Source organism: Pseudomonas sp. H3_E04 (assembly GCF_054668915.1).
In genome coordinates this window covers 1,876,628-1,888,790 of record NZ_CP162797.1, presented here as the reverse complement: position 1 = coordinate 1,888,790, position 12,163 = coordinate 1,876,628, and the positions used below count along the sequence as shown (strand labels likewise).

Here is a 12,163-nt window from a genome sequence, read left to right as displayed (position 1 = left end):
GTAGCGAGCCTGCTCGCGAAAGCGGGGTGTCATTCAAATCAGATGGTGAATGATCCGGCCTATTCGCGAGCAGGCTCGCTCCCACAGGTAGGGTTGTGTGTTGTCATTCGGTGCTGCGTTCTGCCTCGCGGCTGGTCACCAGACTCAACAGCACCGACCCGAGAATCACCGTCCCGACGATTGCCAGCGACCATTCCACCGGCATGTGGAACCACGGCATCAGCACCATCTTGCCGCCGATGAACACCAGCACGATCGCCAGCCCGTATTTGAGCAGGTGAAAGCGGTCAGCCATGTCCGCCAGCAGGAAGTACAACGCGCGCAGGCCCATGATTGCGAAGATGTTCGAGGTGAAGACAATGAACGGGTCGGTGGTGACGGCGAAGATCGCCGGGATGCTGTCGACGGCGAACATCAAGTCGCTGGCCTCGATCAGCACCAGCACCAGGAACATCGGTGTTGCCCAGCGCACGCCGTTCTGCAGGATGAAAAACTTCTCGCCGTGAAAGCCACTGGTGATGCGCATATGCCCGCGCACCCAGCGCAGCAACGGGTTTTTGTCCAAGTCCGGTTGATGATCAGCGAACACCAACATTTTGATCCCGGTGATGATCAGGAATACCCCGAAGGCATAGAGCAGCCATTCGAACTGCGACACCAGCCACACACCGGCGAAAATCATTATTGCGCGCATGACAATCGCGCCGAGCACGCCGTACAGCAGCACCCGCCGCTGCAGTTCGGGCGGCACGGCGAAGTAGCTGAAGATCATCACGAAGACGAACATATTGTCGATCGACAGCGACTGCTCGATCAGATAGCCGGTGAGAAATTCCAAGGTTTTCTGCCGGGCGATTTCACTGCCGAATTCGCCGTGCAGATACCACCAGAGCAGCCCGGCAAAACTAAGCGCCAACAGGCACCAGGCAACCACCCAGGCCGATGCTTCCCGCACCGACACCCGGTGCGCCTTGCGCCCACCGAAGACAAACAGGTCCAGGGCCAGCATGGCCAGAACGAAGACGATGAAGGCGCCCCACATCCAGGGTTCGCCGATATTGATGTTCGTGGCAGGCATGGCACGCTCCCGGTCTTTTGCAGCTTTATCACCGATCCCGACTCCGACACAGAAACCTGTGGGAGCGGGCTTGCTCGCGAAAGCGGTACAACAGCGAAGTTGAAGTTGACTGACAGATTGCCTTCGCGAGCAAGCCCGCTCCCACAGGGATTACCGTTGGCCGGGCGTTATGTTCATGGTTTGATCAACGTCAGACGGGGCCATGCTAGCGACGGATTTGGGGCAAAGAAAAATCGTTTATTTCTGAGTGACAGTTCGGCAAAAACGAAGTGTCGACAATAGGATTACCCCGGCGTATCGCCACATTCTTACGGTGGCGGCATCAGATCGAACTGCGGGGCCTGGCTGGTGGAGGGCGACCTGCGCCAGATTTGGAAAAACGAACAAAGGACGATTTAAAGTCACTGAAAAAGGACGAACCAGACTGGCGAGCCGTAAAAAACATCAATTTCTCGCTATAAGTCGCCGGTCTGATTCTGGTTCGCATGTTGCGCAAGCTGATTGCGCATTAAATCAACTGATAGCAGTGGGCTTGACGTGAATTCTTCCTTTAACGGTATGTTCATTACCTTCATGTTTTATGATGAAGGCAAAGTCTGCATCGACGATATCTTCGTTTTGCTTGACAGATACTTTACCGCTGATTGCGCTTTTAATTTCCGAGGTAAGTGCAAGTGAGGCGCGGGCACCGTTGGGATGTGCTTTCCCGATTTCATATTCAGTCTTGGTCTTTGGTGAATTCAGAGGAAGCACGATAGAAAGGAATTTAGCTCCCGACATGGCTCTACCGATAATGCTGAAGCTGTGAGGGGAAAGGGACTGACAAATATATTCTGTGGCGCTGAACTCTTTTTCCTCAAAAAGCGGGGGCGAGATATCAGCTTTGAATATCCAGTCGCCAATAGGCTCCGCTTTGTTTTCGGCGAAGTTCTCCTTCAAATGCTCGAAGTCGGTCATGATCTGCTCCTGATGTAATTAGTTAGCGCTGTTGAAGTAGCGGGCGGATGGAATAATTCCACCCGCATGATTAACATTGCGCGGTCATCAAAGGTTGGGCAACTGTCAGATATGACAGTTGGTTATGCATCTGGGTTGTGCTAGTAGCCAGTTATAGAAAACCTGGACTCATGCAGTACCCTGGAACCGCGATGTGTAGCGAGGCTGGCGAATATGATTCGTCCAGTTCTATCGAAAAAACTCCCCCGGCGTCTCACCAAACTGCTGCCGAAACGCCGCAATAAATGCCGAAGTCGAGTCGTATCCGCAGGCCAGCGCAACGTCAGTCACACGCTCACCTTTCTCCAACGGCGTCAGTGCTCCAAGCAGGCGCAGGCGTTGGCGCCAGGCGCGGAAGGTCAGGCCGGTGTCGCGCAGAAACAGGCGCGTCAGAGTCTTTTCGGTGACACCGAATTTTTCGCTCCAGTGGCTCAGGGTGGTCTGCTGTTCCGGGTGTTGCTCAAGGCTCTGATAGATCTGCTTCAAGCGCGGGTCCTGCGGCAGCGGCAGCATCAGGTCGATGGTCGGAGCCTCAGCGAGTTGATCGAGGATGACTTGAGCCAGGCGTCCATCGGGGCCGCTCTCGTCATACTCCACCGGCACCTGACTGAAGGCGCGGATCAACTCCCTGAGCAGATCGCTGACGCCGAGCACATGGCAATGCTCAGCCGCCCAACCGGTGACGCTGCTGTCGATATAAAGACTGCGCATTTCCGTATGCGGTGCGCTGAATACCCGGTGCGGCACCCCCGCCGGAATCCACACCGCACGTTCCGGCGGCGCGACAAAACGGCCAGCGCTGGTCTGCACTTCGAGCACGCCTTGAATCGCATAGGACAACTGCACCCACGGGTGACTGTGACGGCGGGTGAGGGCGCGGTTGGGCAGCGATTCGGTGCGTCCATAAACCGGGCGCGGCAGGCTCGGCAGCCCGGGAACACTGCGGCGAACGCTCTTGCTATGTCCTTTAGGCGGCATCTTGCGGCTCTTCGGCGTTAGTCGGTAATTGCCAGTCACGTTAGAGTCGTCGACACGCACTGGCAACCCCCGGATGAATCTCATGACGCGCCCACGTTTTTTACCCGATAACTTCACCCTGACGTTGATTGCTGTGGTTGTGCTGGCGAGTTTTCTGCCTGCCAGCGGTCAGGTCGCGGTCGGCTTCGGCTGGCTGACCAATATCGCCATCGCCCTGCTGTTTTTCCTGCACGGCGCCAAGCTGTCACGTGAATCGATCATCGCCGGCGCCGGCCATTGGCGCCTGCATCTGCTGGTGTTCGGCCTGACCTTCGTGCTGTTTCCCATACTCGGTCTGGCGCTGAAACCGTTGTTATCACCGCTGATTGGCGATCAGCTGTACATGGGCATGCTCTATCTATGCGCATTGCCGGCCACCGTGCAGTCGGCGATCGCGTTCACTTCGTTGGCGCGGGGCAATATTCCGGCGGCGATCTGCAGTGCGGCGGCGTCCAGTCTGTTCGGGATTTTCCTTACGCCGCTGCTGGTGACGCTGCTGCTCAACGTCCACGGCGACGGCGGCTCGACCCTCGATGCGATCGTGAAAATCAGCGTGCAATTGCTGCTGCCGTTCATTGCCGGGCAGATCGCGCGACGCTGGATCGGCGCGTGGGTAGGGCGCAACAAGAACTGGCTGAAATTCGTTGATCAGGGTTCGATTCTGCTGGTGGTTTACGGCGCGTTCAGCGAGGCGGTCAACGAAGGCATCTGGCAGCAGATTCCGTTGTTCGAGTTGCTCGGTCTGGTGGTGGTTTGCTGCATCCTGCTGGCGCTGGTTTTACTGGCCTCGACCTTTTTGGGCAAAGCCTTCGGCTTCAATCAGGAAGACCGCATCACCATTCTGTTCTGCGGCTCGAAAAAGAGCCTGGCCACGGGTGTGCCGATGGCGCAGGTGTTGTTTGCCGGCAGCACCATCGGCGTGCTGATTCTGCCGCTGATGCTGTTCCACCAGATTCAGCTGATGGTCTGCGCGGTGTTGGCCCAGCGCTATGCCAAACGGCCGGAGTCGGTGCCTGATCTGATGGCGCAGGTTGACCCTTAAAAACGCTTCACAGCCGCGAATACTTCACCGCCGCTGCCGCTCGCGTCGGCACATCCAGCGTGCGCAGCAACGAAGACACATGGATGCGTACCGTGAACGGGGAGATATCCAGTTCACGGGCGATTTCCTTGTTGGTCTTGCCTTGCGCGATCAAACGCAGCACGTCCTGCTGACGCGGCGTCAGCGTCGTCGCGGTTTCCAGCGGCAACAAGCCGGACGGCGCCGACTTCACCAGTACTTCACCTTCACGGATCGCCAGAATCGCCTGGCCGATTTCATCCGGCGCGATGTTTTTGCCAATGAAACCGTCAATGCCCGCCGCCATGACTTCACTGATCAGCGCCTGATCGTCAACCATCGACACCACGATCAACGTGGTGCGCGGCAACTGTCGGCGCAAGTCGGCGAGCTGGGTGATGCAGGTCAGCCCGGGAAAACGCAGATCGAGCATCAGCGTGTCCGGCTCGTTACCCGACGCCAACAGCCTGAGCACAGCGTCGAAGTCGCCGGCCTCGCAGGTATCCGCATCGGGCAGCAAGCGCTGCACGGTGCGCAGCATCGCCTCGCGAAACAGCGGGTGATCGTCGGCTATGATGATCCGGCACGTCATGACGCGACCCTCCCTGGGTCAGGCGTGATTCAAGGCCTGCACCTTAGCATCGGACGCGAAGGTTGCCTGTAGGCTGCTTCCGAAACTGCAAGTGCTGCACAAGGACGTTTGCCATGAAGTTCGAGAAAAACACCGAACTCGACCAGGCCAATCTGCGCATCATCATCGCCGCCATCGCGGTGATCTACATGGTCGTACTGGTCTTTCTGCCGGGCCATCGCTTGGCGACCTACCTGCCGGTGATTACCTACATCAGCCTGTTCCTGCTGGCGTCGATCGTGTTTCGCCAAGCCATTGCGCGTTGGCCGGGGCATTATCGAGCGCGGCGGATTTTTGCCATGGTCCACGATTACACCGGTACCTGTTTTGGTCTGGTGATTGGCGGCGAGGCAGCGTTGCCGCTGTATGCGGTGATGGTCTGGGTCAATCTCGGCAACGGCATGCGTTACGGCTCGCGCTATCTGGCGATCGCCACCGGCCTGGCATTGGTGGCGCTGCTGGTGGTCTATCGCCTGACGCCGTATTGGCAGGCGCAGCCGTTCATGGTGCTGATGTTGCTGATCACCAGCACGGTGATTCCGTTTTATGCGCACTTGCTGCTCGAGCGTACGCGCAAGGCGTCGGAAGAAGCGCTGGCGGCTAACCTGGAAAAGTCGCGGTTTCTGGCGCAGGCCAGTCATGATTTGCGTCAACCGATTCACTCCATCGGACTGTTTACCGCGTGTCTGCGGGAGTCGCGTTTGGGCGATGACGAGCGGCGGCTGGTCGACAATATCGACCGCTCACTGCTCAACGTTTCGCAACTGTTCCGCTCGATTCTCGACCTCTACACCCTCGATAACGGCCGGGTCGAAGCGAAAATGCAAACGCTCAACCTCGGTGAATGGCTCGCGGACATCGTCCGCCAACATCAGGAAGCGGCCCGTTGGGCGGGCGTCGAGTTGCGTATGCGACCGTGCAACTACTGGATCAGAACCGACCCGGCACTGCTGGCGACCATGGTGCAGAACGTGCTCTCCAACTGCTTCAAATACGGTGCGCAGCGGCCGGTGCTGATTGGTGTGCGTAAACGCGGGGCAGGGCTGGCCATTGTTGTTTATGACCGCGGCAATGGTATTGCCCAAGAGCACCTGCAAAAGGTTTTCGAGGAGTTTTATCGGGTGCGGCAGGTACGCGACAAAGATGTCGAGGGTGTCGGGCTGGGCCTGTCGATCATCAAGCGCCTGGGTGAACTGATCGATGTGCAAGTTGCTCTGCGTTCACAGTTGGGGCGCGGCACAGCTGTGACCCTTGCAGGGTTGCCAATCGTAGCGGCACCGCAGTCACTGGTCGTTCGCGGCGAAGCGCGGCAGGTGGGATTGTTGACGGGGTTAAAAGTCTGTCTGGTCGAGGATGATCGCAATGTGTTGCTCGCGACTTCGGCGTTGCTCGCACGTTGGGGCTGTGTTGTGCAGGCCGAGTGGTCGGCCGCAGGCCTGGTTACTGACTGCGACATCATCGTCGCCGACTATGACCTCGGCACCCACGCCACTGGCATCGAATGCATTGACGAAGTGCGCAGGCAGCGCGGCTGGGCAGTGCCAGCGATGATCATCACCGGGCACGACGTCGACAGGATTCAGGCAGCCTTGCATGATCGGCAGATTGCGATTCTGTCGAAGCCTGTGCGGCCGGCCGAGTTACGCGCGACGCTGCGTGCCCTGCGTGATCGACGAGGCGAGGCGGTCGAGGAGACGCTGTAGAGGCTGATGTAAACGGGCGGCTCAGCAACCCGCCCGTTACATCGGGGCGTTATTGCGGGCTATTGAACTGGTCGGAATAGCTGCCGGTCATCAGCGCTGATGCCACGCGATCAGAACCGACTCCGACTCGAGAATAGGCCACACGGTTGACGCCGGTGCGGTCGGCGCCATCCGCCGCCAAAGCCCCAGCCCCGACCTTATCGGCGCCATCGGAAGCCACTGCGCCAGCGCCGACATGATCGGCGCCGTCAGATGCCACTGCGCCGGCCCCGACCTTATCGGCACCATCGGAAGCCACTGCCCCGGCGCCGACATGATCGGCGCCGTCAGATGCCACTGCGCCGGCCCCGACCTTATCGGCACCATCGGAAGCCACTGCCCCGGCGCCGACATGATCGGCGCCGTCAGATGCCACTGCGCCGGCGCCGACCTTATCGGCGCCATCGGAAGCCACTGCGTCGGCCCCGACCTTATCGGCGCCATCGGAAGCCACTGCCCCGGCGCCGACATGATCGGCGCCGTCAGAAGCCACCGCGCCAGCGCCGACATGATCGGCGCCGTCAGATGCCACCTCGCCAGCACCGACATGATCGGCTCCATCAGAAGCCACTGCCTGCGGTTGCGCCGCCCAGACATTGGGCACCACAACGCTGGCCGCTACCGCAAGAAGCACGCCTGACAACAACTTGTATTTCATGGTTCTCTCCACGACCCGGCAGCCATACAGCGATCATTCGTGCGCTGTACATCTTAAGACGCCACGACTCATTGGCTTGGGTTTACCTGGTTGGCGAAAGGCACGGGCACACCGAGTGGCGTGCGGGTGTCGAGATAATTTTGATCGAGCCGATTGAGTATAGGATCGGCCTCGGGAACTGCCACGGCGGGGAGATCGACGGACAAAAAAAAGACGAGGCCCGCATCGCGCGGGCTTCGTTGTGTGGAGCTGTTTACATTCTTGCCAGTGCCTGAGCCAGATCGGCGCCCAGGTCTTCAACGTCCTCAAACCCAACTGACAACCGCACTGATCAGAGCCTACAGCCACGACGTAGTTGAGCAAATCGCCAATCAACCACAGGCGTTCGACTCACTGGCTCGGCTCAAGCTAATTGGTGAGTGCAGGCCGAAGGCCGGAAACGTTTGGGATTGAAGCCCGAAAGGGTGAAACGGGTTGGCGGTTGGGCCTGGTTCAACGCGCAGCGCGAATGCCCGGCCCGCAGGGTGCGTCAGATGGCAGCATTTGCAGTAAGCCATCACTGGACGAGGTGACAATTACAACGATGGTCTCAGTGACTCGACGCGCGAGGCTTGCCACCTGTTTCCGATCCCGCTGGCTGCTGAGGTTGAACGCGTTCAAGCCCATGCGTGGCCTTCCATTTCTCGGCAAAGGCTTTGCCTTGCTCGATTTGTTCAGGTGACATTTTGTTTGAATAGTTTTCTAATCTTTCTCGATCATACTCTTTATCAGACTCGTCATTTTCTAAGCCTGCTAAAAAGAACATAAGGCCATAAGCCTTCACCATATCAAATGGAAAGCCATAGTAATTTGGATTACTTGCATACTCTCGAGCAAGCAAACCGATGCCATTGCTGTCACCCGCCTTCGCAGACTCCTCTAGCCAATACCGGGAAATTGATAGGTCTCCGTTATCTTCATAAATGGAGGCTGCATAGGCAATCATTGCTCTTGGATAGCCATTTTCAGCCGCTCGCTTATACCACTTGTTGATTTCCTTGCGGCGCTGCCCAAACCACCAAAAAAATCCATCACCAGCTGAATAACTCTCTGCAAGCTGATATTGTGCGAATGAGTACCCTCCCTCTGCTGATTTAATCAGCATATTAAAGTCAGAATTGCCTACGTATAACAAATAGGCAGCTTCCATGTCACCGGAAGCAATTTTTTCTCGCGCAATCTTCTCAAATTCTGATTTCCACTCGCGCTGAGTTTTATCTCCCTTCGGGCAGTTCTCAACGATCGTGCATAATTTATCTCCATCATCAAGAGCCAGACGAAGTAGGGAGTTAAAATTTCCTTGATTAGCAGAATGTACTAGCCATTCGCGCGTATCTTCCACCCTGTGGTTTTTTGCATAACGAAGCTCATCCTGTAGATGAAACCACTCTCCTACAACATCCGACTTGGCTACCCAATCATTTAGTTCGCCTAGTTGTTGCAAATCATTTGAGGCAAATTTCTCCATCAAAGTTTTTCTGTACTCTTGATCCCATTCACCTCGGCTTTTTTCCCCTTTGGGACAAAATGAAGCAATAACACACAGCTTGACGTTGTGAGATAACTGATATAGCGAGAATAAATTGCCTTGATTAGCAGAAGCCACGAACCACTTTACAGATTCTTTCGAGTCTAGCGCTTTATTAAGTTCCAGTTGGCGAAGTTGTTGCGCCAAATAAAATTGTGCTTCTGCATCGCCAGCCTCAGCGGCAATGCGCAATTCACGCTCTGCATTTTTCTCTTGTTTATATAATGAAATGCCGCGTTCCTTGGCTGCCTGCTGCTCCTGTGAAAGCACTGCCGATGCGGTGACTGAGTTAAATAAAAAAAGTAAACTTAAAATTGATTTGATTAGATGTTTATAATGATTCATTTTCTTCCCTGTGTAATTAACAAGCGAGCGCCGTATTCCATATGCTGTTTGACACCAAGATGCGAAATGAGGTGGGCGAATGTTGCGACACTTGTGTTGTCGAGTTTGCGCAGCAGCACGGAGCTCTTCATTCGGCAGACTTGATGTCATTTTCAAAAAGACTTGTATGACAATAAAAACGACAGATCGAAAGGCCACAGGGGGTTTTCCCCGCGTGGCGAGGGTAATTATCCCCGTTGGGCTGCGATGCAGCCCTCTTCAAAAAGTCACATCTTAGCCAAAGCCTGCGCCAAATCTTCCCGCAGATCCTCAACATCCTCAACCCCCACCGACAACCGCACCAGCCCATCGCCAATCCCCAGCTTCGCGCGGGTTTCCGGCGGAATGGTCGCGTGGGTCATGATCGCCGGGTGCTCGATCAGGCTTTCCACACCGCCCAGACTTTCCGCCAGTGCAAAGATCTTCACGTTCTCCAAAAACCGCCGCGCACCGGCCAGGTCGCTGTTCAGATCGACGGAAATCATCCCGCCAAAACCACGCATCTGCCGCTTGGCCAGTTCGTGCTGCGGGTGCGAGGTCAGGCCAGGATAGTAGACGCGCTTGACCTGCGGCTGCTGTTCCAGCCACTGCGCCAAGTCCAAGGCGTTGCTGCAATGACGCTCCATGCGCAGCGCCAGGGTTTTCACTCCGCGCAGAGTCAGGAACGCGTCGAACGGCCCGGAAATCGCGCCGACCGCGTTCTGCAGGAAACCGAGCTTTTGCGCCAACTCGGCGTTCTGCCCGACCACCGCAATGCCACCGATCACATCGGAATGGCCGTTGAGGTATTTGGTGGTCGAGTGCAGGACGATGTCGAAACCCAATTCCAGTGGGCGCTGGATGTAGGGGCTGGCGAAGGTGTTGTCGGCCACGCAGATGATCCCGCGCGCGCGGCAGATGCGCGCGATGGCGGCCAGATCCGACAGGCTCAGCAGCGGGTTGGTCGGGGTCTCGACCATGACCATGCGCGTGTCGTCCTGCAGCGACGCTTCGAACGCCGACAGGTCGGCGAGGTCGACGAAGCTGAAACGGTGCCCGGCACTGCGCTGGCGGACCTTGTCGAACAGGCGGAACGTGCCGCCGTACAAGTCATTGCCGGAAACGATGTGCGAGCCGGCGTCGAGCAGTTCCAGCACCGTGGAAATCGCCGCCAGCCCTGAGGCGAAGGCGAAGGCGCGAGTGCCGCCCTCAAGATCCGCTACGCAGCGTTCCAGGGCAAAGCGCGTCGGATTGTGCGAGCGACCGTAGTCGAAACCCTTGTGCACGCCGGGGCTGTCTTGCAGGTAGGTGGAGTTGGCGTAGATCGGCGGCATCAGCGCACCGGTGGTCGGGTCCGGCTGCTGCCCGGCGTGGATCACTCGGGTGGCGAAGCCTTGGGATTTATCGTCGTGCTGACTCATGCAAGGGATCTCCGTAATTGGTTGAGCATGTCGGTGCGGGTGATCAGGCCATGGAAGCCGGACGCGTCAGCGATGATCGCGACGAGGCCACGGCTGAGCACCGCTTCCAGTTCGGCCAGGGTCGCAGCCGGGGCGAGCGTTTGCAGTTTGTCGGTCATCACGCTGGACACTGACTGGCTGAAGCGCGCGGCGTCTTCGTGCACGCCGAGGAGGATGTCGGACTCGTCGATCACGCCCACCAGTTGCTTGCCTTCGACCAGCACCGGCAATTGCGAAACATCTGCCAGACGCATGCGCTGGAATGCAGTGAGCAGAGTGTCGCCCGGGCCGACGCTGATCACCCGGCCGTCCTCGAAACGCCGTGCGATCAAGTCACGCAGATCGCCATAGCCCTTGCGTTGCAACAAGCCCTGATCGGTCATCCACTGATCGTTGTAAACCTTCGACAGGTAACGCGTGCCAGTGTCGCAGACAAAACTGACCACGCGTTTCGGCTCGGTCTGTTCGCGGCAATAACGCAGCGCGGCAGCGAACAGGGTGCCGGTCGATGAACCACCGAGAATGCCTTCGGCCTTGAGCAACTGGCGGGCGTGATCGAAGCTTTCTTCGTCGCTGATCGAGTAGGCGTGACGCACGCTGGACAGGTCGGTAATCGATGGAATGAAGTCTTCGCCAATGCCCTCGACCGCCCACGAACCGGGCGTCGGCAAGGTGCCGTCGCGGCTGTATTGCGCCATTACCGAGCCGACCGGATCGGCGAGGACCATTTCCAGATTTGGCTGCACACGTTTGAAGAAGCGACTGAGCCCGGTCAGCGTGCCAGCCGAACCGACGCCAACGACGATGGCGTCCAGATCATGTTCGGTCTGCGCCCAGATCTCCGGCGCAGTGCTGCATTCGTGGGCCAGCGGATTGGCGGGATTATTGAACTGGTCGGCGAAAAACGCCCCGGGAATGTCCCTGGCCAAACGCGCCGCGACGTCCTGGTAATACTCGGGATGGCCCTTGCCGACGTCGGAGCGGGTGATGTGCACTTCGGCGCCCATGGCCTTCAAGTGCAGGACTTTCTCGGTGGACATCTTGTCCGGCACCACCAGCACCACGCGATAGCCTTTGGCCCGGCCGACCAGCGCCAGACCCAGACCGGTGTTGCCGGCAGTGGCCTCGACGATCGTGCCGCCCGGTTGCAGGCGGCCGTCACGTTCTGCGGCGTCAATCATCGCCAGGCCGATACGGTCCTTGATCGAGCCGCCGGGGTTCTGCGATTCGAGTTTGAGAAACAGCGTGCAGGGTCCGGTATCAAAGCGGGTGACCTGCACCAGCGGAGTATTGCCTATCAGCCCAAGCACGGCAGGGCGTGATTCCTTCGACATTTCTTCACCTCATTATGGTGTTGATCGCGTTCCGATCGCGGGGAAAAGACTCGCGTGCAACTTAGGCGCAGGCATCTTCCCTCGCAACCTTTAATCTTTGAGAAATCCAGCCATTTGGATCTAACGATAGAACGAAATCGGCCAGCTGCCGGAACAGTTCGAACGTGTTTACAGCAAGGCGTCATCGAGTATTCAAAGGGCGTCTTCGCCGCGACAAAAGCTTGATTTGTGTCCCCGGGTTCCGATCGTTCCCACGC

Annotated in this window: 10 protein-coding genes; 2 read left to right on the top strand and 8 right to left on the bottom strand. The window is 57.7% G+C overall.

Annotated elements, in window-relative coordinates; translation table 11 throughout:
- Positions 1-103 precede the first annotated feature (103 nt).
- The 3 genes from AB4N53_RS08405 to AB4N53_RS08395 form a co-directional block, all read right to left on the bottom strand.
- Positions 104-1,078, bottom strand: coding sequence for a TerC family protein (locus tag AB4N53_RS08405; protein ID WP_460119741.1), 975 nt, complete (start codon positions 1,076-1,078; stop codon positions 104-106).
- A gap of 513 nt (positions 1,079-1,591) precedes the next feature.
- The gene (locus AB4N53_RS08400) at positions 1,592-2,035 is read right to left on the bottom strand and encodes a hypothetical protein (RefSeq protein WP_460119739.1); all 444 of its coding nucleotides are present in this window, start codon (positions 2,033-2,035) and stop codon (positions 1,592-1,594) included.
- 228 nt (positions 2,036-2,263) lie between these two features.
- Entirely contained in the window at positions 2,264-3,052 is a 789-nt protein-coding gene (locus AB4N53_RS08395) for an AraC family transcriptional regulator (protein WP_460119737.1), read from the bottom strand.
- A gap of 82 nt (positions 3,053-3,134) precedes the next feature.
- On the opposite strand from AB4N53_RS08395, the gene AB4N53_RS08390 reads away from it, so the two are divergent.
- Entirely contained in the window at positions 3,135-4,133 is a 999-nt protein-coding gene (locus AB4N53_RS08390) for a bile acid:sodium symporter family protein (protein WP_039763080.1), read from the top strand.
- A 7-nt stretch (positions 4,134-4,140) separates the two neighbouring features.
- Here AB4N53_RS08390 and AB4N53_RS08385 read toward each other — a convergent pair whose 3' ends face one another.
- Positions 4,141-4,743, bottom strand: coding sequence for a LuxR C-terminal-related transcriptional regulator (locus AB4N53_RS08385; RefSeq protein WP_460119735.1), 603 nt, complete (start codon positions 4,741-4,743; stop codon positions 4,141-4,143).
- 113 nt (positions 4,744-4,856) lie between these two features.
- Here AB4N53_RS08385 and AB4N53_RS08380 point away from each other — a divergent pair, with 113 nt between their 5' ends.
- The gene (locus AB4N53_RS08380; RefSeq protein WP_460119733.1) at positions 4,857-6,485 is read left to right on the top strand and encodes an ATP-binding response regulator; all 1,629 of its coding nucleotides are present in this window, start codon (positions 4,857-4,859) and stop codon (positions 6,483-6,485) included.
- Between the two features lie 49 nt (positions 6,486-6,534).
- On the opposite strand, the gene AB4N53_RS08375 is transcribed toward AB4N53_RS08380, so the two are convergent.
- The 4 genes from AB4N53_RS08375 to AB4N53_RS08360 form a co-directional block, all read right to left on the bottom strand.
- The gene (locus AB4N53_RS08375) at positions 6,535-7,182 is read right to left on the bottom strand and encodes a hypothetical protein (RefSeq protein WP_460119731.1); all 648 of its coding nucleotides are present in this window, start codon (positions 7,180-7,182) and stop codon (positions 6,535-6,537) included.
- Positions 7,183-7,771: 589 nt separating this feature from the next.
- On the bottom strand, positions 7,772-9,094 hold the full coding sequence (locus AB4N53_RS08370) for a tetratricopeptide repeat protein (RefSeq protein WP_460119729.1): 1,323 nt from the start codon (positions 9,092-9,094) through the stop codon (positions 7,772-7,774).
- A 266-nt stretch (positions 9,095-9,360) separates the two neighbouring features.
- Positions 9,361-10,533, bottom strand: coding sequence for a cystathionine gamma-synthase (locus AB4N53_RS08365; RefSeq protein ID WP_460119727.1), 1,173 nt, complete (start codon positions 10,531-10,533; stop codon positions 9,361-9,363).
- Positions 10,530-11,906, bottom strand: a complete 1,377-nt coding sequence (locus AB4N53_RS08360; protein ID WP_460119725.1) for a pyridoxal-phosphate dependent enzyme — start codon at positions 11,904-11,906, stop codon at positions 10,530-10,532. Before AB4N53_RS08360 ends, AB4N53_RS08365 begins: the two co-directional genes overlap by 4 nt.
- Positions 11,907-12,163: the final 257 nt, after the last annotated feature.